General features: G+C 73.3%; 20 protein-coding genes. 7 read left to right on the plus strand and 13 right to left on the minus strand.

Features of this window, described 5'->3' with window-relative positions:
- Positions 1-55: 55 nt before the first annotated feature.
- Positions 56-643: a helix-turn-helix domain-containing protein gene (locus ACIQOE_RS36375; protein ID WP_399009068.1), complete on the plus strand. Its 588-nt coding sequence runs from the start codon at positions 56-58 to the stop codon at positions 641-643.
- Between the two features lie 11 nt (positions 644-654).
- Here ACIQOE_RS36375 and ACIQOE_RS36380 read toward each other — a convergent pair whose 3' ends face one another.
- The 6 genes from ACIQOE_RS36380 to ACIQOE_RS36405 all read right to left on the minus strand — a co-directional run bounded on the left by ACIQOE_RS36380 (position 655) and on the right by ACIQOE_RS36405 (position 7,684).
- Positions 655-1,725 carry a DUF6215 domain-containing protein gene (locus ACIQOE_RS36380; RefSeq protein WP_401416196.1) on the minus strand — a complete coding sequence of 357 codons (1,071 nt, stop codon included), beginning with the start codon at positions 1,723-1,725 and terminating at the stop codon, positions 655-657.
- 122 nt (positions 1,726-1,847) lie between these two features.
- Positions 1,848-2,351 carry a nuclear transport factor 2 family protein gene (locus ACIQOE_RS36385; RefSeq protein ID WP_351324571.1) on the minus strand — a complete coding sequence of 168 codons (504 nt, stop codon included), beginning with the start codon at positions 2,349-2,351 and terminating at the stop codon, positions 1,848-1,850.
- Positions 2,352-2,561: 210 nt separating this feature from the next.
- Positions 2,562-4,625 (minus strand): NAD-binding lipoprotein, encoded by a 2,064-nt coding sequence (locus tag ACIQOE_RS36390; RefSeq protein ID WP_401416198.1) that lies wholly within the window; start codon positions 4,623-4,625, stop codon positions 2,562-2,564.
- Positions 4,626-4,827: 202 nt separating this feature from the next.
- The gene (locus ACIQOE_RS36395; RefSeq protein WP_365572584.1) at positions 4,828-5,784 is read right to left on the minus strand and encodes a hypothetical protein; all 957 of its coding nucleotides are present in this window, start codon (positions 5,782-5,784) and stop codon (positions 4,828-4,830) included.
- Between the two features lie 94 nt (positions 5,785-5,878).
- The gene (locus ACIQOE_RS36400; RefSeq protein WP_365556223.1) at positions 5,879-7,057 is read right to left on the minus strand and encodes a DUF2306 domain-containing protein; all 1,179 of its coding nucleotides are present in this window, start codon (positions 7,055-7,057) and stop codon (positions 5,879-5,881) included.
- A gap of 96 nt (positions 7,058-7,153) precedes the next feature.
- Positions 7,154-7,684, minus strand: a complete 531-nt coding sequence (locus ACIQOE_RS36405; protein WP_351324579.1) for a PadR family transcriptional regulator — start codon at positions 7,682-7,684, stop codon at positions 7,154-7,156.
- 180 nt (positions 7,685-7,864) lie between these two features.
- Between ACIQOE_RS36405 and ACIQOE_RS36410 the strand changes: the two genes are divergently transcribed.
- Positions 7,865-8,347: a hypothetical protein gene (locus ACIQOE_RS36410; protein ID WP_390632823.1), complete on the plus strand. Its 483-nt coding sequence runs from the start codon at positions 7,865-7,867 to the stop codon at positions 8,345-8,347.
- Here ACIQOE_RS36410 and ACIQOE_RS36415 read toward each other — a convergent pair.
- Positions 8,341-10,518, minus strand: a complete 2,178-nt coding sequence (locus tag ACIQOE_RS36415; protein ID WP_401416201.1) for an acyltransferase family protein — start codon at positions 10,516-10,518, stop codon at positions 8,341-8,343. The two genes, ACIQOE_RS36410 and ACIQOE_RS36415, sit on opposite strands and share 7 nt — an antisense overlap.
- 181 nt (positions 10,519-10,699) lie before the next feature.
- On the opposite strand from ACIQOE_RS36415, the gene ACIQOE_RS36420 reads away from it, so the two are divergent.
- Together ACIQOE_RS36420 and ACIQOE_RS36425 are read left to right on the plus strand one after the other, a co-directional pair.
- Positions 10,700-11,401, plus strand: coding sequence for an RNA polymerase sigma factor (locus ACIQOE_RS36420; protein WP_365556227.1), 702 nt, complete (start codon positions 10,700-10,702; stop codon positions 11,399-11,401).
- A 47-nt stretch (positions 11,402-11,448) separates the two neighbouring features.
- Positions 11,449-12,288, plus strand: coding sequence for a CU044_5270 family protein (locus tag ACIQOE_RS36425; RefSeq protein WP_365572575.1), 840 nt, complete (start codon positions 11,449-11,451; stop codon positions 12,286-12,288).
- Positions 12,289-12,352: 64 nt separating this feature from the next.
- Here the strand turns inward: ACIQOE_RS36425 and ACIQOE_RS36430 are convergent, their stop codons facing one another.
- Both ACIQOE_RS36430 and ACIQOE_RS36435 read right to left on the minus strand, forming a co-directional pair.
- Positions 12,353-13,666, minus strand: coding sequence for an FAD-binding oxidoreductase (locus ACIQOE_RS36430; RefSeq protein ID WP_401416203.1), 1,314 nt, complete (start codon positions 13,664-13,666; stop codon positions 12,353-12,355).
- Complete coding sequence (locus tag ACIQOE_RS36435; protein WP_401416205.1) at positions 13,660-14,559, minus strand: LLM class flavin-dependent oxidoreductase; 900 nt, start codon at positions 14,557-14,559, stop codon at positions 13,660-13,662. Before ACIQOE_RS36435 ends, ACIQOE_RS36430 begins: the two co-directional genes overlap by 7 nt.
- Positions 14,560-14,623: 64 nt before the next feature.
- On the opposite strand from ACIQOE_RS36435, the gene ACIQOE_RS36440 reads away from it, so the two are divergent.
- Positions 14,624-14,968 carry a helix-turn-helix domain-containing protein gene (locus tag ACIQOE_RS36440; protein WP_351324588.1) on the plus strand — a complete coding sequence of 115 codons (345 nt, stop codon included), beginning with the start codon at positions 14,624-14,626 and terminating at the stop codon, positions 14,966-14,968.
- Positions 14,969-14,986: 18 nt separating this feature from the next.
- Here the strand turns inward: ACIQOE_RS36440 and ACIQOE_RS36445 are convergent, their stop codons facing one another.
- Genes ACIQOE_RS36445 through ACIQOE_RS36455 form a run of 3 tightly spaced genes read right to left on the minus strand, consistent with a single transcriptional unit; the run spans position 14,987 to position 18,700 of the window.
- Entirely contained in the window at positions 14,987-17,197 is a 2,211-nt protein-coding gene (locus ACIQOE_RS36445) for a xanthine dehydrogenase family protein molybdopterin-binding subunit (RefSeq protein WP_401416207.1), read from the minus strand.
- A complete protein-coding gene (locus ACIQOE_RS36450) occupies positions 17,194-18,183 on the minus strand; it encodes an FAD binding domain-containing protein (RefSeq protein ID WP_401416209.1) in 990 nt (329 codons plus the stop codon). The genes ACIQOE_RS36445 and ACIQOE_RS36450 overlap by 4 nt, the downstream gene beginning before the upstream one ends.
- Positions 18,170-18,700 carry a (2Fe-2S)-binding protein gene (locus ACIQOE_RS36455; protein ID WP_351324593.1) on the minus strand — a complete coding sequence of 177 codons (531 nt, stop codon included), beginning with the start codon at positions 18,698-18,700 and terminating at the stop codon, positions 18,170-18,172. The genes ACIQOE_RS36450 and ACIQOE_RS36455 overlap by 14 nt, the downstream gene beginning before the upstream one ends.
- Positions 18,701-18,972: 272 nt before the next feature.
- Here ACIQOE_RS36455 and ACIQOE_RS36460 point away from each other — a divergent pair, with 272 nt between their 5' ends.
- The gene (locus ACIQOE_RS36460; RefSeq protein ID WP_401416211.1) at positions 18,973-19,821 is read left to right on the plus strand and encodes an oxidoreductase; all 849 of its coding nucleotides are present in this window, start codon (positions 18,973-18,975) and stop codon (positions 19,819-19,821) included.
- A gap of 74 nt (positions 19,822-19,895) precedes the next feature.
- Positions 19,896-20,783, plus strand: a complete 888-nt coding sequence (locus tag ACIQOE_RS36465) for a helix-turn-helix domain-containing protein (protein WP_399009084.1) — start codon at positions 19,896-19,898, stop codon at positions 20,781-20,783.
- A 64-nt stretch (positions 20,784-20,847) separates the two neighbouring features.
- Here the strand turns inward: ACIQOE_RS36465 and ACIQOE_RS36470 are convergent, their stop codons facing one another.
- Positions 20,848-21,492 (minus strand): TetR/AcrR family transcriptional regulator, encoded by a 645-nt coding sequence (locus tag ACIQOE_RS36470; protein ID WP_365556246.1) that lies wholly within the window; start codon positions 21,490-21,492, stop codon positions 20,848-20,850.
- Between the last annotated feature and the right edge of the window lie 154 nt (positions 21,493-21,646).

Here is a 21,646-nt window from a genome sequence, read left to right on the forward strand (position 1 = left end):
AGCGTGCGCCGCCCACGCTAAGCACGCCTTGCCACGGAGGCATACGATGTTGCCCATGACGCAAGAAGATGACGGGCTGGACGGCCTGGTCCGCAAACGCATCCGGGCCCTGCGGGTGGCTCAGGGCTGGTCACTGGAGGAACTGGCCACCCGCGCACACCTCAGCCAGTCCTCGCTGAGCCGCATCGAGAACGGGCAGCGGCGCCTCGCCCTGGACCAGCTGGTCACGCTGGCCCGCGCCCTGGACACCACGCTGGACCAGCTCGTGGAGACTGCCGACGCCGACGTCGTCACGAGCCCCATGGTCGACGGCGCCCACGGCCTGATGCGCTGGCCCGTGAAGGCCGACCCGGGCATGAGCGTGGTCCGGCAGCGCATCACCGAGCCGCCGCCCGAGAACCCGGCACGGATGCGCGCCCACCCGGGACGCGAATGGCTCGTCGTCCTGTCCGGCACCGCCGTCCTGCTGCTGGGCCACCGCCGGTTCCGCGTCGAGACCAACCAGGCGGCCGAATTCCCCACGATGATGCCGCACGCGATCGGCGCCGACGGCGGTCCCTGCGAGATCCTGGGCATCTTCGACCGCGACGCCCGGCGCGGCCACCAGCGCGAGACCGGCGACCGCGACGCCCCGGAGAGCTGACCGTCAGGTCGTCACGCGGATCGTTCGGGGATCCTCGGGAGGATCTTCTCGGCGATGCCGAGGAGGGCGCTGTCGTCCGGAAGCTCCCCGGACTGGCTCCACACCGTGATGTCGCAGGAGCCGCCCCGGTCCTTGCGGTCCAGGGCCACGGACAGGGTCCTGGCCAGCGGACCCTGGCCGACGGGTCCGCCGGATCCGCCGCCGCTCCCGAGGTTGATCTCGATCCTCATCGTGTGGTCCGAGGAGAGCACCGCGGGCCGGTCGAGGACCGTGAGCGTCCTGATGTCCCGTTCGTCGCCGTACTTCATGAGCTTCACGTACTGATCGGTCGTCAGCTCGTTGTAGGTGGCCGACACGTTCACGGTGTACGTGTCGAAGGTGATCTGGGCCTCCGGGTTGGCGACCTTGCCGCCGGTCAGCGGCGCGGTGTTGTCGCTGCTGGTGGCCGCGGTGGCGATCTCCCCGGGCGTTCCCAGCAGTTGGGCCAGGTCGGGGCTGTTGAGCGCTTCGCACAGCGCTTCGCCCGTCACGGGCTGCGGCGTCCGCCGGTAGGCCTTCGGCAGTTCCCGGTGCTCCGCGGCCGGACAGGCGGCGGCTTCCGGAGTGCTCTCGCCGGACGGCATCACACGCGGAGCCAGCCACAGCGCGGCCCCGAGCACACCGAACAGGGCAATGGCCGCCGCGGCCTGGCCCCACGCGTTGGGCTCCTTCTCCTGAACGTACGGGCCGGGCTGCGGGCCGGTCCCAGGTACGGGCTGGGGCTGGGGCTGAGACGGGTGAGGCTGGGGCTGGGGCTGGGGCTGGGGCTGCGGGTGCGGGTGGGCGACGGCAGCCGTCACCGTCGTGTTCCCCTCGCCGGCGGCCCCGGTCCGCCTCCGCTCCCGGCGCGCACGCAGGGCCCGGATCACCATGACGACATGGACGGCGGCGAACACGAGGAACAGGACGCCGAGACCGGCCAGGACCAGACGGTGATCACGAACGGCGAGATACAGGATACGTACGCCGAAAACGGACCCGATCGCGATGAACACGGGCTCGCGGACCCAGAAGGGCAAGCGGCGGAGGATGAAACCGAGCACCCGGCGATCTCACCAGAACAAGATCATGCATGCCGTGATGGAAGCCACAGTTCCGGGCCCGCGATGAAGTCGCCGGGCCGCCACCCGGTGAGCCGAGGACTCCCGAGGTCTTCCTCGTCCGCTCACGAGGTCGGCGGGGTCCAGTCGGCGGGAAGGCCGGACTGGGCGAGGACCGCGCCGAGGCTGTAGAAGTCCTGGTCCGCGGCGATCCGGTGGCCGTCCGTGGTGAGCAGGACCGCCAGCGGTACGGCGAACGGCTCGGGGGCACCCTTGATGTGGCCGGCGTACACGCCCTCGACGGTGATGTGGCGGCCGTCCCGGTACGCGGCGCGGACGGTGACGTGGACGTTCTCGATGAGGCCGTCGGTGCGGGCCTTCCACCCGGCGATCTCCTGACGCCCGTGGAACGTCACGCCTATGGCCTGGTCGGTGTAGGTGCCGTCGGCGGTGAACACGGCACCGAGGGCGTCGGGGTCGGTGCCGTTCCAGGCGGCGGACCACTCGGCGACGACGCCGGGCAGGTGCCGGCCGGCGGGCTGCGCGGCGAAGGCGGTGGTGCCGAGAGCGGCGGTGGTGACCATGGCGCCGATCAGGGTGGCGACGGCGAGGTTCGAACGGAGCTTCATGACGACTGTCCTCCTGGTGTCGGTTCGTGGGGCGACGGGACGGGAGGCGGGCGAGGGAGCAGCCAAGCCCCACTCACGGACGCAATCTCCTGTCGCGTTCGTTAGAAGTTCTAACACAAGGAAGAGGTGATAGGCAATCACGTCCGCTAGAGCCTCTAACGCACCCTGCTGACGCACGGTCTCTGACGGGACATGCCTGCCGTCCGCCCGTCAGCGCAGCCCCGCCTCCTCGCCCGGCCCGCCCGGTCCAGCCGGCTCGCCCGGTCCAGCCGGTCCGGCCGGTCCGGGCGGTCCTCCCGGTTCGGACCGCTGGGGTCTCGGGCCGGGCAGGATCCGCCGTTCGGGATCGGTGTCGTCGCGCCCCGGGCCCGCCGTCAGGACCAGCACCTCGTCCTCCGCCTGCCACACGCGTCGTTCGGACTTGCCCGGGGCCAGCCGGACGGCTCCGTACCTGCGGGCCGTCCGCGGGACGTGGGCGTGATAGCCGATCGCGCACTCGCCGCGTTCCAGCGCCGCCGCGACCACCGTGGCGAACGCGGCCTCGCGGCCCGGGAGTACGTAGTGGTCGGCCGTGCGCAGGGCGAGTGCTCCGCCGCGCACCGTGAAGATCTCCTCGAAGACGGCGGCGAGTTGGGGGTCGTGCGCGATCTGGGCCATGACCAGGGCGGTGAGTTCGCCGCGGACGACGACGTCGGAGGCATGGCCGAGCGGGGCGACCCTGCCGCTGCGGCGGTCGTGGAGTTCCGCGACGACCGGCAGCACCCGGCCCGTCCGTTCCTCCCACGACCGCAGGGTCAGCAAAGCCAGCAGGGTCGGGGCGTCGGAGCCCTCGGGGGCGGGCCCGTGGTCCGTCCCGAGGGCGATCACGCTGTCGTAGCCGGAGAGTTCGAGGCCATGCAGGGCCTCGGGGGCGGCCAGGTCCCGGGTGTGGTGCGTGACGGTGAGCGCCGGTGCTTCGGCGTCGGAGTCGAGGGGGCGGTGCCGTGCGAGGGCGAGTTCGAGGTCGGTGCCCGGGTCCGTGACGACGTCGAGGGAGGAGCCCGGCCTGACGGTCCGGCACAGCGCGTCCACGATCATCGGGGCCCGGCGGTTCCAGCCCAGCAGCAGGAGTCGCGCGGCGGGTTCGGGAGCGGGCCCGGACGGTGCGAGGGCCGTCGTGTCGACCGGTGCCCAGCGGTCAAGGAGCGGGACGGGCCGGTCGTCGTGGGCGACGGTGACGAGCCGGTCGCCCGGTTCCACGACCGTCCGCGGCGCCGGGGTGAGCAGGGGGCGGCCGTCCGGGCGCAGCAGTCCGACGGCGCAGGAGGTGTCGAGGCGGAGGGCGACCTCCTCGAAGGACAGTCCGACCGCGTCCGGCACCTCGGTCACGTGGAACTCGGCCCCGGAGAAGTCGAGGAGGTCGCGCAGGGCCGACGGCATCCCCGGGCGCCGCGCGGACTGGACGAGCAGCCGTGCGGCGGTCCGGTCGGTTTCGAGGACCGTGCCGCGCAGACCGACCGCCAGCCGGGCGGCGGGCAGGTAGCGGCCGTCGTGCACCGCCGCCACCACGCGCGGCCCGGGTGCGTCGGCCAGGAGGGTGTGCAGGGCCAGCAGGGTCCGTACGGTCGTCAGGTCGCCGTCGGCGTCCTCGGCGGGCAGCACCACGACGGCACGGGCCGCGGCCGGTGTGACCAGGGCCAGGTCGTCGGGGTCGGTGAGCGTGCCGCTGCGGCAGACCAGCCGGACGTCCTCGGTGACGCCGAGGGCGGCGGTGAGCGCCGCCTCCGTCTGGGCCGGGTCCCGGTCGGCGAGCACGGTGATCACGTGCCGTCCGCCGCCGGCCCGGCCGGCGGTCAGTTCGCGGACGACGGTGACGATCTGGTCGTTCCAGCCCACGACCACGTCGTGGTCGCGTTCCAGCACCCGGGAGCGGCCGCGCCGCAGTTCGGTGAGCTGTTCGCCGAGGCCCGTGGTGACGACTCCGACGACGGTCGACACGCACAGCAGGGCGATCAGGCCGAGCAGGACGGACAGCAGCATCCGCGGCAGCGTGCCCGTCACGGCGCCGAGGCGGAGGGTCTCCGCGCTGGTGCGCCACACCTGGGCGAGGCGTCCGGAGACGGAGTGCGGCGCGTCGGGGTCGGTCCACACCAGCAGGGTGCTGACGGGGACGACGACGGCGAGGCAGCAGAGGGCGAGCCAGCCGAGCAGGGTCCCCGTGCTGCGGGCGAGTGTCCTGTCGAACAGGTACCGCGCCCGGTGCCGTAACGGAGTCCGTTCCTGCCGTCGGTCCACATCTGCCCCCTGCTCCGCGCGCGTCTCCGGGAGTCGAAGCGTGCCGGGCCCGAACACTGCGACACGCCGTCCGACCGGGACGTTCACACTTTCGGGCAGGCCCGGGGCGGTCAAACCCGTCGGGGGCGGGCGGGTTTGGCCGGCCGCTGCGGGCGGGAATCAGGACGGGCTCAGCGGGGTTCGGGCGAGGCGCGGGACGGGTTCACCGCGGGAGCGGGCCCGGTGCGGCCGGCGGTGTCGCGGAGGTGCCGCGGGCCTGTGCGGCGAGCAGCAGCCGGCCGCTCGTCCCCGCGGTGAGCAGGCCCGCGGTCATGACGGCGAGGCCGGTGCCGGGCCCCGAGGCCCAGTCGACGTCGGCGCCGCGCACGGCGAGCACCACGGCCATGGCGGCGGCGGTGCCGGTCAGGGCGAGCAGGGCGGGACGGGTGCGGTGGAGGTCGTCCTCCGCCAGCGCGGCGAGCACGCCGACGCCGAGGGCGAGCGCCCACACGCCGAGGGCCTGGGCGTCGAGGCGTCCGGTGCGCCAGGGGACGAAGGCCGACCAGAAGGCGGGCCGCAGCAGCAGGCCGGTGCCGATGCCGAGCCATGAGGATCCGAGCACCGCGAGCGCGGGCTTCGACCAGGCGGGCAGCGGGAGTCCGCGCCCGGCTGCGGGGCCTGCCGGGGTGAGGCGCTGCCAGGACAGGGCGGTCACCGTCCACGCGCACAGCACGCCGAGCACGAGGAGCCAGCCGATGCTGAAGAACACCGAGAGGACGGGTCCGCCCACGGCGACGTAGAGGCGTCCGGCGTTCAGGACGCTGACGGTGAACAGGCCGAGCAGCACGACGGCGGTGGGGACGAGCAGGGTGCGGGTGTCCTGCCAGGTGCGGGCGCGGCCCACGGTGAACAGGGCGGGCGCGGTACCGAGCATGGCCGCGCCGATCAGGCCCTGGCTCAGGGACCGGGGTGAGGGCCAGGCGCCGAAGGCGTGCCCGGTGAGCGCGACGCCTGTGAGGACCGTGCCGACCAGGAGGTTGACGACGGCCACGGCGACGGCGAGCAGGGCGAGTCCCGCGGTGAGCGGCCGCCCCGCTCCGGTGGCGTTGGCGGCGGGCGGCGGGGTCGGCACCGGGGTGGTCCGGTCGGCGGGCTCGGACGGATCGGTGGCGTGCGGCATGGCGTTTCCTTCCGTGGCGGTGCGGTGGGACGCCGGCCGCACCGGGTGCGCGGGGCTCAGCGGGGTGGAGATACGGCGTGGTCGGTGTCGTCTCTCAGACCGTGGACGCGGGCCGGTGCGGGGCGGCCGGTGCGGTGGACGGGGCGGTGCGCCTGAGGAGTTCGCGGGCGTACAGGACGCGCAGGCTCGTCACGGCGGTCGCGGCGAAGGCGAGCATGCCGCAGCCGACGGCCACTGCGGAGGTCAGTGCCGTCAACCGGTCGAGTTGCAGGCTGCGTTGCAGCACGAGGACGGAGCCCGCGGAGAGCACCGGGGCCAGGCACAGGGCCGTGAGGTGGATGCGCCACTCCTCGCGGGCCCAGGTCCGGCCGGTGCGGCCGGACCGCCGCGCCCCGGCGGCCATGACCGCGTACGTCGCCGCGTAGGGCAGCAGATAGCCGCCGAGCAGGCGCTGTCCCGCCGCTCCGAAGTCGAGGAAGGCGGTGACCAGCCAGGCGAGTGCCGCCGCCGCGGCGAGATGTGCGAGGACGAGGACCGGCAGCGGTGCCCAGGAGCCGGTCAGCCCGGCGACGGTGCGCCGCCGGTCGCGGGCCCGGGACGCCAGGAGCGCCCCGAACGCCACCACGGACCCGAGGTGCATGATCGCCACCCGGTTGATCTCGGTCATGGGCAACTGGGGCCACAGCCACGGCAGGGCACCCCACTCGAGGCGCAGCAGCGGCGCGGTCAGCAGGAAGCCGTAGCACAGGAACATCCAGCGCTGGTGCAGGTCGGGCAGTCCCGCCACGGCGGCCAGGATGCCGAAGGTCACGCTGAGCACGGTGCCCACGAGGATGGTGGCGAGGACGATCCAGAACGCCGCGCCGCTGAAGGCGTCCCGCGGTGCGGTGCGGGCGAGGTAGAGCGCGGCGCCGGCCATCGAGGCGTACACCGTCACCGCGAAGGCGACACCGAGGACGCGGTGGGCCCGGGTGCGGCGGCGGGCGGCGGTGTACAGCTGGGCGGGGCCGAGGAGCATCAGCAGGCCGCCGAGGACCGAGTGCACGATCATCGGCACCAGGCTGTGCCGGTACGGGGCGATCCGGGTGGCGAGCGCGTCGGTGACGTAGCGCGGCGAGACGGCGCGGCCGAGCAGCCACTCGCCGAGGGCCGGTGCGCCGGGCACGGCGTACGGCCACAGTTCGGTCGCGGCGATCGGGGCGTAGGCCAGGCACACGACCGTGACGACGGCCGCGGCGATACGGCGCCGGCGGGCGGGCGTTGGTGGACGCACTGCGACTCCCTGGGGGCGGTACCGGTCCGGCGGATCCGCGATAGTCCAGAGTGGACTATCGCGGGTTACCGACGGTAGAGGTGTCCGCCACCGGGGTCAACGCTCCGTCGTGCGTTCGTCCCTGTCGCGCACCCACTCCCAGAAGCCGACCATCATGCGCTCGTAGCGGATGCCGAACTCCAGCGCCTCCCGCTGGCCGGGGGTCAGCAGTTCGCCGACGCTCCCGGCCAACTGCTCGTACTCGTCGAGCGTCTTGACGTGCTCGCCGAGCTGGGTGGGCGCGAGCACGTCGGGGCGGCCGCCGAACCAGAGCTTGAGGATGCCGCGTTCGCGTGCCTCCACCGGCACGAAGGCGGGGTCCTCCAGCCAGGACCGCAGCGCGGTGCGGCCCTCCCCGGTCAGCGCCAGGACCCGGCGGTTGCGCCCGCTCTCCCGTCGGACCTCCGTCAACAGGCCGCCCTCCCGGAGCCGTTCGCACTGTGCGTAGACCTGCGCGTGCGGTACCGACCAGAACGGTGCGACGGTCCGGGCCGCTTCCACCTTCACGTCGTAGGCGCTGGCCTCCCCGAGCTTGTCGATGATGCCCAGGACGAGGAACGAGGAGGTGGTCAAGCGCGCGTCAGCCATGCCGCGACCGTATCCCCCGTACGTCCGCCCACGGGTCCCGCACGGGCCGCGTGCGATCCAAGAACGAGGCGGCGAGGCCTACTTGTCCCGCCGCCGTTTCCCGCTAGCGTGGGGGCCGCCAGGTCAACAGGTCCGCCTCTCCCCCACCAGAGGTCCGCCTCTCCCCCACCAGGAGGCTCCGTGTCCATCCGTCCTCGCCTGCTCGCCGTCCCCGCGCTGCTCACCGCCGCCGCGCTCGCCCTCGCGGCTCCGGCCGCCCAGGCCAGCGGCACCAAGATGACCCAGTCGGCCGCGGCCTCCAAACTCTCCGCCGCGGGCATCACCTGGAGCTCCAGCGGCAACTGCACCACCCGCTCGAACTCCACGTGCACGTCGTTCGACCAGATCAACTCCGGCACGGTCGACGCCATGGTCACGCTGAAGCGGGCCAGCGGCTGCGCCGTCAACATCACCGGCGGCACGGAGGTCGGCCACGCCTCCGGTACCTACAGCCACTACAACGGCTACAAGGTCGACCTCGCGCACAACTCGTGTCTCGACGGCTACGTGCACAACAGCTTCACCTACATCGGCTACCGCGGTGACGGCTATCCCCAGTGGCAGGCGGCCTCCGGCAACCTGTACTGCGACGAGGGCAACCACTGGGACGTCACGGTCTACTGAGCCACGGGTCCGTCCCGGCCGGTCCGGCCCGCGGCGGATTCCACCGCGTCCGCGAACAGCGGGGTCAGCGCCTTCGCGTAGGACTCCGCCAGGTGGCTCTCGTCGCGGTAGACGAACGTGTCGCCGACCACCAGCGGGCAGCGTCCTCGCGTGGGGCACAGCCACGGCTTCGGGTCGAGCAGCGCGACACCCGTCCGGTGCGCCGCCCGGCGGCTCGCCTCCCTGAGGAGGGGGGCCTTCACGGCATCCCGCTGGTCCTGTTCGCAGGCCGGCAGGTCCAGCGGGTGGCCGGCGGCGCATTCGACGGCGTCGACCCGTGGCCAGGGCGTGTCCAGGAGGGCCAGGACGTGGTCGGCGTCCCGGGCCAGTCGCCGGTAGACGCGCTCGTACCCGGACTGCCAGTCGCGCAGCGGTTCCCGCAGCGGGTGCGCGGGCTTGGCGGCCTCGGACGAGGAGGTCACCACGAGCCAGGGCCGCAGGTGCCCGATCCGTGCGAGCGCGTTCTCGCGCCAGCGGTCGCAGGCCCGGTACGGCCGGTTCTGGGCGACGATCGTCACCTCGCTCGTCTTGCAGGACGACTTGGTGAGCGAGACGAGCCGCCAGCCGTGGCGCCTGCCGAGGTCCTCCAGCGCGGGGAACCACTGGGCGGCGTGCGAGTCGCCGAAGAGGACGACGACCCTGCCGGAGGTCCCGGCGCCGTACTCGCAGGCCGGTGACCGGTCGCCCGCGTACCCGACGTGACAGGCGTCCCGGTAGACGGCCGAGCGCTGGTCCTTGATCTTCGTGAGTGCCGGGGAGAGATTGCGGGGCAGGGCGGTGGCCGCCTCGCCCAGCAGCTCGGTGAGTCTGCCCTCGGGGTCGCGGGCGGTGGCGAGGGCCTGCTCCAGGTGCACGGCGCGGGCCGCCGAGCTGACCGGAGGCGGGAAGGCCGCGGCGACCAGCGAGGCGGTGACGACGGTGGCCGTCAGGCCCAGGCCGAGACCGAGGGCTGCGGCGGGACGACGGCGCAGCGAGCGGTGGTGCCTGATCGGGTTCTCCACCAGCCGCAGGGTGAGCCAGGCCGGCAGCAGCGCGGCGAGGGCCAGTCCGAGGGAGAGCTGCGGAGTGGCCGTACGGGTCAGGGCGGCGGGGCCGATCACGAGGAAGGGCCAGTGCCAGAGGTACCAGCCGTAGGAGAGGCCGCCCGTCCAGGTCGCGGGGCGCAGTGCGAGCAGCCGGGAGCCGAGCGGGCGACTCGCTCCGCAGCCGCCCGCGACGATCAGCACGGCGCCGCCGACGGGCAGCAGCGCGTACGGGCCGGGGAACGGTGTGCTGTCGTCGTAGAGCAGCGCGGCGGCGGCGACGGCACCGAGTCCGAGCCAGGTGCATATCTCGGCCGCCGCGCGCGGCAGTCGCGCGCACGCCGGTGCGGCGAAGGCGAGCAGGCCGCCCGCGCCCAGTTCCCACAGCCGGGTGTGCGGGCCGAAGTACGCCCATGACGGCGACGTTCCGACCGCGCGGGCGGCGAGCACGCAAGAGAGCAGGCACAGTGCCGCGAGCGGGAGCACGCGCAGGCGTCTCCGGCGCACGAGCTTGAAGGCCGCCAGCAGGATCACCGGCCACAGGAGGTAGAACTGCTCCTCCACGGACAGCGACCAGTAGTGCTGGAACGGCGACGGCGAGGCCCCCTCGCGCAGGTAGTCCGTGCCGGAGGCCGCCAGGTCGATGTTGACGCAGTACAGCGCGCTCGCCACCGCGTCGTGCAGGAACTCGCCGTATCTGATCTTCGAGGCGAAGAACCGGCAGCCGGCCAGGGTCACGAGGGCGACCAGGGTGGCCGACGGGAGGATCCGCAGCGCCCGCCTGGCGTAGAAGCGGCCCAGGGACAGGGAGCCGGTGGTCCGGGCTTCCTGGAGGAGGCCGCAGGTGATGAGGAATCCGGAGATGACGAAGAAGGCGTCGACGCCGGTGTATCCGCCGGCGAGGAACGGGATCCGGGCGTGGGCGAGGACGACGAGCGTCACGGCCACGCCCCGCAGTCCCTGGATGTCCTGGCGGAGGAGGGACCCGGCGCCCGGTCCTGAGGGCTGGGGGCCGCCGTGTCGGGGCTCGGGGAGAGGGCCGGAACGCGCGGCGGGCACCCGGTCGCGCGGGGCGCCGGGGGTGGTGGAAAAAGTGGATGCGTGGCTCACGCAGGGGACTGTCCGCTCGCGGAGCGTCGTCCCTGTGAGGACGCTCACGGGCCCCGCGGCACACTCACTCACATCTGGACACACTGTCCAACACACTGTCTGTTACGTTGGCAAGGCCCCCACTTCCCCGACTGTGACCCACGCCATAGGAACTCTCCATGGCGTGCGGACAGGGCCAGACGTGAACGACTCCCTTCGCACCCGCATCAGAGCGGGTGATCAACATGCCTTCGCACAGCTGTTCCGTGCGCATGGCTGCGCGCTCTACCGCTATGCCGCCCGCCTGACCGGCGACAGCGGCTCGGCGGAGGACGCCGTGTCCCTGACCTTCCTCGAAGCCTGGCGGCTCCGGGAGCGACTGCTGCCGGCCGACGCCCTCCCGGTCACCGAGGGATCCGAGGGATCCGAGGACGACCTGCGCCCATGGCTCTTCGGCATCGCCACCAACGTGCTGCGCAACGTACGGCGGGCCGCGCGCCGGCACGACGCGGCACTGGCACGCCTGCCCCGGCACGACACCGAGGACGACTTCTCCGAGAACCTGGTCGCGCGTGCGGAGGACGCCGAACGGCTCGCCGCCGCCCGTGCCGCGCTCGGCAGGCTCCGGCCGCGAGAGCGGGAGGTGTTCGCGCTGTGCGTGTGGTCCGAGTTGAGCTACGCGGACGCGGCGGCGGCGCTCGACGTGCCCGTGAGCACGGTGCGTTCGCGGCTCTCCCGGGCGCGCGGGCGTCTGCGCCGCCTGGCGCAGGAGGAGCTGGCGCACCGTTCAGGGGTCCGCCGGAGCGCCGGAGCGAGATCTTTTCCCCTGACCGGACAGCAAGGGGTGGGCGGGGCCGCGGTGGCCCGGCCGGCACAGTCACAGTCGCAGGAGAAGTACGGATGAATTCCGCCGAACGTGCAGAACTGGCAGCCCTCTTGCCCCCTCCGGAGGTGAGCGGGCCGCCGTCGGCCCGCATGCTCGGGCTCGAAGAGGGCCTGCTGCGGGAGATCGGCCGCGTGCCGGCCGCCGGGCCGCGGCCCCGCTCGCGCCGCCTCGCGGTGCGCGCGCTGCCCGTCGCGGTCGCGGCAGCCGTCGTCGGCGCGGTCGCCACGGGCGGTCTCGGCCGAGGTCCGGACGAACCGCGGACGGACCGGACCGCGGTGGTCGTGCTCGACCGCATCGCCACCGCCGCGGCGGCCGCGAGGACCACACCCGTCCGCGACGACCAGTACGTCTTCACCCAGGTGCAGGGCGTCCAGAAGATCATGGACAAGGGCGAGGACGTCTTCCGCAGGTCGGAGTGGAAGGCCGCCGGCGGAGACCGGTCCGGCCTGGCCCGGATCACCGTGCTGTCCGGGCCGTCGGGACGCGGGACGCGGGACATGCGGCTGGACGCGAACCCCGACGCGGTCACGTACCGGGAACTCCGTCGGCTGCCCACCGCTCCCGCGGAGCTGTACTCCCGGATATGGGAGCGGACCGAGGGTCAGGGGCCGACGCACGAGGAGGCCGCGCTCGAACACATCGGCGCGATGCTGCCGACGGCGGCGCTCCTGCCCGAGCTGGACGCGGCGCTCTACCGCGCGGCGGCCCGGATTCCCGGCGTGACGTTCGTACAGCGGGCGCACGACGCCGCGCATCGGGAAGGGATCGGACTCGCCTTCGGCTCCGGCGGCGACCGGCACGTGTGGGTCTTCGACCGGACCACCCTCGGCTACCTGGGTTCCGACGAGGTGGCCCTGCTGAGGACTGGTGTCGCGGACACGCCCGGCGGGTCGCCGACGGGCTGAGCCGGTGCCGGACGGCGGACGCGTTCCCGCCCGCCGTCCGGCCGCCGGCGCAGGAGAGCGTGCTTCAGCTCCCGGCACGGGGGCGCAGGACGCCCTCCGGGTCGTAGCGCTTCCACAGGTCGCGCACGCGGTCACCGGTCGGGCCCGGGTAGGCCTGCCGGAACGTCGCGCGGCCGGGGCCGGACTCGAAGTTGACGTAGGCGCCGTCGACGTACGGAGCCAGGTGCGCCCAGCCGGTGGCGAGCCGGTCCCGGTCGTACGGCGGGAACGCCGAGGCGACGGCCAGGACGTTCTGGTGGCGGTGCGCGAACGCCGTGGCCGCGGGGTCGGGATCGTGGGTCGCGCCGCCGAGCGACCGCAGCTGCACGAGAACCGGGTCCGCGGCCGTCGTGGCGCGCACCAGGGCGTGCGCCGCGTCCCGGGACAGGCCGGTGAGCAGTCCGTTGGTGGTGCTCGACGGCATCTGCGCCGCGTTGGTGTGCAGGTGGGCGGTGGGCACGAGGTCGGTGTAGCGGACCATCCCCGCCTGCTGTACGGCGACTTCGCCGATCCCCAGCAGCGGCTCCAGGGCCTGCTGGACGGTCCTCTGGTCGTCGGAGGCCACGACGGCGGTGATGAACGCGGCGGCGGTGGCGCCCTGTGACGCCAGCACCACCGAGGTCGACAGCTCGCGCGGGGCCCCGGTGCTGACGTCCGCCCAGCGCCGCAGGGTCTCCCCCGCCGGGTCGACGGCGGCGACCAGCTGTGCGTAGCCGACCGCGCCGAGTTCCATCGCCTCGATCTCGAAGGCGACCGCGATCCCGGCCCCGGCTCCCGCGCCGCGCATCACCCACAGCAGGTCGGGATCGGTCTCGGCGTCGGCGCGCACGAGCGTTCCGTCGGCGAGGACCACGTCGACGGCCCGGATGCGGTCGATCGTGAGGCCGTACCGTCGCACGAGCCAGCCGACACCGCCGCCGGTGGCGATGCCTCCGACGCCGACGTTGCCGTGGTCGCCGGAGCTGATGGCGAGGCCGTGCGGGGCGAGTGCCCGCGCCACCCCGGCCCAGCGCGCGCCCGCCTCGACGCGGACCAGCCGGGCGCCGCGGTCGAGGACGTCGACCCGGTGCAGTGCGCTGAGGTCGATGACGAGCCCGTCGTCGTTGGTGCCGGTGCCGGCAAGGCCGTGGCCGCCGCTGCGGACGGCCACCCGGAGCCCTGCCTCCCGCGCGGTCCGCAGGGCCGCCGCGATGTCGTCCGCGGACTCGGGCAGGACCACCGCGGCCGGCCGGCCCACCGTCGTGTACGTCGACCGCAGGCGCGGGTAGCGCTCGTCGCCGGGTGTGACGATCTTGCCGGCGAGCCGGGCCGGCGCTGCACCGAGGAGGTTCTTCACCACGCGCTCCGGATGGCTTCGGCGCGTTCGCGCACCGCCGGGACGACCTCACTGGCGAACACGGCGGCCTGGCGCTCCGGTTCGGCCACGGGCCACAGGACGAAGGTGTCGAATCCGAGGTCGACGGCCCACTCCGTGAGGGTGTCCGTCCAGCGCTCGACGTCGCCGACGAGTCCGGGGGCGCCGGTGCGCTCGCCGATCGCGCCGATCACGTTGTAGACGCGCCGCACAGTCCGCGGGTCGCGGCCCGCGGCAGCGGCGGCCTCGTCGATGATCTCCTGCCTGGAGGGCACTTCCCGCGGTGTGACATAGATGTTGAGGGGCGAGATCCAGCCGTCCGCGTGTCGCCCGGTGAGGGCGAGCATGCGGCGCTTCTGGGCGCCGAGCCACAGTTCGACCGGCCTCGGCGGCATCGGTCCGGCCTGGTAGCCGCCGATGGAGTGGTAGGGGCTGTGGTGGCGAACGGCCTCGCCGTTCAGGCCCGCGCGCAGCAGCGCCAGGGACTCCTCGGCGTACGCCACCATGTCGGGGCCTCGGCGTGCCGGGCCGCCCATGGAGGCGATGGCGTCGGGTATGCCACCGCCGCCGACACCGAGCCGGACCCGTCCGTCGGTGAGCGCGCTCAGCGAGGCGGCCGCCTTCGCGAGCATCACCGGCGGCCGGAGCTGCAGGTCCGCGACGTCCGTGACGAAGCCGATGCGTTCCGTCAGTGCCGAGAGGTGCGAGATCAGCGTCCAGGCGTCCAGGTGGTCGGGCTGGTAGGGGTGGTCCTGGACGGCGAGGTGGTCGAGGTCGAGGCGCTCCGCGGTGAGCGCGAGCCGCCGGGTCCGCGGCCAGGACCCGGCGGCCGGATCGAGGCTCAGCCCGAAGGAGAGGGGGCGCAGGTAGTCGGTCATGCGTCCACCCTGCGCCGGGGACGCGGCTCGACAGAGCGTCCGGTAAGTAGCTAATCTTTCGTAAGTGAGCACCATTCATGACGAGTCCTGTCCGCGTTTCGAGGACACACTCGAACTCATCGGCCGCCGCTGGACGGGCTCCGTGCTGCAGGCCGCCGGGCGGGGCGCGAGGCGCTTCGGCGAGTACCGGGCGATGATCGAGGGGATCTCGGACCGGCTGCTCTCGCAGCGCCTCAAGGAGCTGGAGAGCGCGGGCCTGGTCGAACGCACGGTGATCCCGAGCACGCCCGTGCAGATCCAGTACCGGCTGGCCCCGGACGGCGAGACGCTGGTGGCCGCCCTGATGCCGCTCGCCCACTGGAGCACGAGGCGCTCCGGCCCGCGAGCCTCGGTCCGGCCGGCCGACTGAGTCCCGGGCCCCGCCGCCTCAGCCCATCAGCTGGTCGATCGTGAACGGAAGCGACCGCAGGCGGCGGCCCGTCGCGTGGTGCACGGCGTTGCCGATGGCCGCGGCGAGCCCGACCAGGCCGACCTCGCCCACGCCCTTGGTGCCGGTGTCGGTCGCCCGGTCGGAGCCGCCGCAGAAGACGACCTCCACATCCGGGACGTCCGCGTTCACCGGCATCAGGTAGTCGCCGAACGTCGCGTTGGCGATGCGTCCGGTCACGGCGTCGGTGACGGTCTCCTCGAAGAGCGCCTGGCTGATGCCTCCCACGGTGCCGCCGACGATCTGGCTGGTGGCGGTCTTCTCGTTGAGGACGCGACCGCCGTCGATCGCGGAGACGACGCGCGTGACGCGCAGCAGCCCGAGCTGCGGGTCGATGCGCACCTCGACGAACTTGGCGCCGAAGGCACCGGCGGCGGCCATGCCGAGCCGCCGCGCGTCGGGCGGGGTGCTGCGGCCGTCCGCGCTGAGTTCCTCCAGGCCGTGGCGGGCGAGGATGTCGGCGTAGGACTCACCGGCACCGGCATCGCCGGTGAGACGCAGCCGGCCTCCGGCCGCCGTCACGTCGTCGGGCCGGGCGCCGCGCAGCGGGGAGGCGTCGTCGTCCCGCACCACGTCGAGGAACTCCGCGACGAGGTTGCGGCACGCCGTGTGCACGGCGTTCGAAAGGGCCCCGGTCAGTCCTGACCCGCCGGCCATCGGGGCGTAGGGCATGTCGGAGTCGCCGAGATCGAAGCGGACCTTCGCGATGTCCAGGCCGAGGAGTTCGGCCGCCAGCTGCGTCATGACCGTGTAGGTGCCGGTCCCGATGTCGGTGGCGGCGCTGCGCACGTAGGCCGATCCGTCGCGGCGCAGCGACGCCCGTGCCTGGCAGGGCACTTGGAAGAAGGGGTACGACACGCTCGCCATGCCGAGGCCGACCAGCCACCGGCCGTCGCGCAGCGAGCCGGTCCCGGGCGGGCGGCGGGACCAGCCGAATCGGGCGGCGCCCTCGGTGTAGCACTCCCGCAGGGCGTTGCTCGACCACGGCAGGCCGAGGACGGGATGGGTGTCGGCGATGTTGCGCAGGCGCAGGTCGAGCGGGTCCATGCCGAGGGTGTGGGCCAGTTCGTCGATCGCTGACTCCAGGGCGAAGTTGCCCTGGGCCTCGGCGGGCGCGCGCATGGATCCGGGACAGGGGATGTTGAGCCGGGCCTGCCGGTCGCGGGTGACGACGTTGGGGCAGGCGTAGGACACCGCCGAGCACAGGGAGACCGGCTCGTAGTCGTCGTCCTCCATCGCCACCGACGACAGGCCGTGGTGCTCGATGGCGACCAGGTCGCCTGCCGAGGTGGCGCCGATCCTGATGTGCTGGACGCTTTCGGGGCGGTGGCCGACCGAGGTGAACATCTGCGGGCGTGTCAGCACCAGTTTCACCGGGTGCCTCACCTCGCGGGCCGCCAGTACGGCCAGCACGGTGTGCGGCCAGACCCGCAGTCCCGCCCCGAAGCCGCCGCCGACGAAGGGCGCGAGGACGCGGACGCCGCTCTCCGGGACACCGAAGATCCGGGCGATCGAGGTGCGGACGTTGTGCGGCCACTGCGTCGAGTCGTGGATGGTGACGGAGTCGCCGTGCCAGGAGGCGATCGTGGTCATGAGGCCGAGCGGGTTGTTGGTGTTGTCCGGGGTGGTGTACTCCCCTTCGACCACGGCGTCGGCCTGCTCGAAGCCCGCGTCCGGGTCTCCGCGCCGGGTGTCCAGACCCCACGGGTTCTCGACGGTCTCCGCGCGGGGGTCCCGCACGTCGAGCAGCGGTTCGGCGGTCTCGTACGTCACGCGCACCAGGGAGGCGGCGTACCGGGCCCGCTCCGGGCTGTCCGCGACGACGACGGCGACGTGCTGGCCGTGGTGCAGGATCCGGTCGTCCTGCAAGGGGGCCGGCGGGGACTTCCCGAGCAGGGTCACGGGTCCGCGTTCCAGCCGTGGTGCCGTCAGGTACGTGATGACCGTGAGGACGCCCGGGGCGGCCTGTGCGGCACAGGCGTCGATGGCGCGGATGCGTCCGGCCGCGATCGTGCTGCCCACCAGCGCGGCGTGCACCAGGCCCGGGTAGCTGAAGTCGTTCGGGTAGTGCGCCGTCCCGGTGGTCTTCAGCGGGGCGTCCACCCGGTCGATGCCCGCTCCGACCGAGGCGGGCGTCTGGAGGGTCGTCATGGGGGGCCTCCCGTGACGGTTTCGAGGGCGCGGATCAGCGTGCGCTTGGCCAGTTCGACCTTGAACGCCGTGCCCGGCAGGGGCACGGCGCCCTCCACGGCCGCCTCCGCCGCCGTCCTGAAGTTCTCGGCGTCCACCCGGCAGCAGCGCAGCAGGGTCTCCGTGTCCCAGGCCCGCCAGGGGATCGTGCCCACCCCGCCGAGCGCGACCCGGGCCTCGGTGATCATGTCGCCTTCGAGTCGTACGGCGACGGCCGCGGAGGTGAGGGCGAACTCGTAGGAGACGCGGTCGCGCACCTTCAGGTAGTGGGAGCGGGTCCCCTCGGGGAGGAGGGGGATCTCGATCTCGGTGATCAGCTCGCCGTGCGTCAGGATGTTCTCGACGTCGGGCGTGCTCCCGGGCGGCAGGTAGAAGCGCGTCAGCGGGATCGGGCGCGGTCCGTCCGCGCCGAGCACCCGGACGACGGCGTCGAGCGCCATCAGCGGGACGGCGAGGTCGGAGGCGTGCAGGGCGATGCAGTGCGCGCTGGTGCCGAGGATCGCGTGCATGCGCTGCGTTCCGGTGATCGCGGCGCACCCGGAGCCCGGGTCCCGCTTGTTGCACGCGGCGACCGCCGGGTCCCTGAAGTAGCGGCACCGGGCGCGCTGGAGCAGGTTCCCCCCGATGGTGGCCATGTTCCGCAGCTGCGGCGACGCGCCGAGCAGCAGGGCCTCCCGGACGACGGGGAGCCGTTCGGTCAGGACCGGGTCGGCGGCGAGTTCCTCCATCGTGGTCAGCGCTCCGACGTGCACCGACGTGGCCGTGTGCCGGATGCCCCGCAGCGGCAGCCGCGTGACGTCGACCAGACGGCGCGGACTGAGGACGCCGTCCTTCATCAGGTCCAGCTGGGTGGTCCCGCCGGCGAGGTAGGACGCCCGCCGGTCGCGGGAGACGGTCATGACCGCTTCGTCCGCGGCGGCGGCGCGCTCGTACTCAAAGGGATGCATCGGGTTCCTCCGACGCGACCTCGCGGATCGCCGCCCGGATCCCGGGATACGCCCCGCACCGGCAGATGTTGCCGCTCATGAACTCGCGCACGTCGGCCTCGTCACCGGCCCGGCCCTCGGCGATCAGGGCCACGGCGGACATGATCTGCCCCGGGGTGCAGTAGCCGCACTGGAAGGCGTCGTGCCGGGCGAACGCCGTCTGCATCGGGTGCGGCGCGTCGCCGTCGGACAGCCCCTCGACGGTGGTGATCTCCCGGCCGTCGTACTGGGCGGCCAGCGCCAGGCAGGCGAGGATGCGCCGTCCCTCGGACAGGACGGTGCAGGCGCCGCAGGCGCCCTGGTCGCATCCCTTCTTGGCGCCGGTGAGGCCGAGATGGTCCCGCAGCGCGTCCAGGAGCGTCACCCGCGCGTCGATCCGCAGGCGGTAGACGTCGCCGTTGACGTGCAGGGTGACGTCCACGTCGGGAATGCCGGAGGCGGCCTGTCCGGGGCGCGCCGTGGTCTCGACGTCCTTCATAGCGCCTCAGTCCTCCGATCCAGCCCGGAGGGAAACGCTGCACCGTCCGGGGCGGTATCTGTCCCAGACTAGAACCGGATCGGCACGCCCGCCCTTTCGGAGGTGCCCGGCCGCGCGGACGGGCGGCGCGGGCGCGGGAGCGGGATCCTGTGCACATCTTTCCCTGGCTGGCCGTCCGCCGTCGGCACACGATGGAACCGCGCGCCGCGCCGTGCCCGACGCACGGCGCCCCGCGCCACGCACCACCGATCTACTCGTGAGGGAGATTTCCCATGACCGTCTGGTTCATCACCGGCGCCTCCCGTGGTTTCGGCCTCGAAATCGCCCGCCAGGCCCTGGAACGCGGCGACAGGGTCGTGGCCACCGCCCGGCGGCCCCGTGACATCGAGGAGGCGCTCGCCGGTCACGGCGACCGGCTGCTCGCCGTCCCGCTCGACGTCACCGACGAGGCGCAGGCGGCCGCCGCCGTACGGTCCGCGACGGACGCCTTCGGGGCGATCGACGTCCTGGTCAACAACGCGGGACGCGGAGTCCTCGGCGCGGTCGAGGAGACCTCGGACGCCGCCGCCCGCGGCGTCTTCGACACCAACGTCTTCGGGCTGCTCAACGTCACCCGGGCCGTCCTTCCCGTCATGCGGGAACAGCGCAGCGGCCGCGTCCTCAACCTGAGTTCCATCGGCGGCTTCAGGGCGGCGGCCGGCTTCGGCGTGTACTGCTCGACGAAGTTCGCCGTCGAGGGTCTGTCGGAGGCCCTGCACGACGAGGTCTCGCCGCTGGGGATCAAGGTGACGGTCGTCGAGCCCGGATACTTCAGGACCGACTTCCTCGACGGTTCGAGCCTGCACGTCGAGGAACGGGTCATCCCCGACTACGAGGGGTCGGCCGGCGCCGTCCGCGGGGCCGTCCCGGGTCTCAACCACGCCCAGCCCGGCGACCCCGTCAAGGGCGCCACGGCCATCCTGGAACTGGCCGACGCCGCCGAGCCGCCGCTCCGCGCCCAGCTGGGCAGCGACTGCGCGGACGCCATGCGGCAGAAGGTCGCGGATCTCGCCGCGGAGGCGGAGGCGTGGCGGCACCTCGCGCTGTCGACGGACCACGACGACGTCGCCGTCCGCGGATGATCCGCGAACCGCTGGCCCGGGGGTCGCGGGAGTGACCGGGCCGTGCCAGGACCCGGAGCGTTCAGGGGTGTGCGATGGCTCAGCTGAGTGAGTACCTGCGGGCGTGCCGGGCCCGGGTCACCGCGGAGGAGCTGGGACTTCCGGCGGTCGGCCGGCGCCGGGTGCCGGGGCTGCGGCGGGAGGAGCTTGCCTCGCTCGCGGGCGTCAGCGTGGACTACATCGTGCGGCTCGAACAGGGGCGGGTGCGCTCCGCCTCGCCGTCGGTGCTCCTGTCGCTGGCCGGGGCCCTGCGGCTGCGGCCGGACGAGACGGAGTACCTGCTGCGCCTCGCCGACGACGACGCGGCCGTCACCGGCAGGGCGGCGCGGACGGCACCGAAGGGCCAGCAGGTGTCGTCCGCGACGCGGGTCCTGCTGGACGGTCTGGTGAACGTCCCGGCGCTGCTCCTCGGGCGGCGCATGGACGTCCTCGCCTGGAACCGGCTGGGCGCGGCGCTCTTCACCGACTTCGGTGACCTGCCCCCGCGGCAGCGGAACCACATCTGGCTGACCTTCCTGGACCCAGGGATCCGGGGGCTGTACGCGGACTGGACGAAGGTGGCGCAGGAGTGCGTCGCGTACCTGCGCATGGACGCCGTGCGCTACCCGGACGATCCCGACCTCGCCCGGCTCGTCGGCGAACTGTCCTTGAAGGACGAGGACTTCGGCGCCTGGTGGTCCGATCACCGGGTGCGGGCCCAGCGGCAGGGCCGCAAGAGGTTCAGCCACCGGGTCGCGGGCGAGCTCGAACTCGACTTCCAGGTGCTCGACGTCCGGGGCGGAACCGACCAGTCGCTTCTGGTCTACACCGCCGAGCCCGGCTCGCACTCGGCCGAAGCCCTGGCGTTCCTGACCAGTTGGTCCGCGGCGCGGGCCCCCGGGAGCCGGCCGGAGCTCGGTTCCGACAGGGAGCACCGGGCATGAACGCCCGCCGCGGCGCGGCCGGTTCGGCGCGGATGCGTTCCCGGACCGGACCGGCGCCCGGTCCCTACGCCGCGGAGCGGGGAGGCGAGGGCCGCCGGAAGACGCCGTACCAGTAGGTCAGCGCGAGTTCCCTGGCGACCGCCGCGTCGGTCGCGCCCCCGTCCCCCGCGACCTGCCGTGCGATGACCTGGCCGCCGCCCCGTACGACGTTCTTCGCGGCGACGGCGGGATCGATGTCGGCCGCCGTGCGACCGGCGTCCCGCTCGTCCTCGATGACGCCGACCGCGTTCGCTATGAACTGGTTCTGGTAGGCGTCCCACGCCTCCCGTACCGCCGGGTCGTACGCGGCCACCTCGTGGATGGCGGACAGCAGCGTGCTGTACCTGCGGTAGTGCTCCAGGATCCGTTCGTAGGTGCGGATCAGTGCGTCCAGTCCTCCGTCGGGGCCCGTCGGACGCCAGGACGCGGCGATGGCATAGCTCTCCCGCTTGAGCGTGCCGCTCAGGCGCAGCAGCACGTCCACCTTGTCGCGGAAGTAGAGGTAGAACGTCGACCTGGAGATTCCCGCGGACCTGGCGATGTGCTCCACGCTCAGTTCGGTGTACGTCGCGCCTTCCCCGAGCAGCTCGTCGATGACCGCGAGAATCCGCTTCTCGAGGACGGCCCGCCGGTCCGAGGCGCTGGAAGGTCGACGCGTCGTGGAAGCCATGTCGTCATCCTAATGGCGCAGGCCGCGGCGTTCCGGCCCGCTGATCCACGGTCCGGCGAGGGTGCCCCGCACGGCGTCCTCGTACACGGTGTGCCGTCGATCGGACATCACGTCCAACAAGCCGTCCGCTCTCTGGCATACGACGGGTCCTGCG

Origin of the sequence: Streptomyces sp. NPDC091282 (assembly GCF_044757385.1) — a bacterium.
GTDB classification, from domain to species: domain Bacteria; phylum Actinomycetota; class Actinomycetes; order Streptomycetales; family Streptomycetaceae; genus Streptomyces; species Streptomyces gramineus.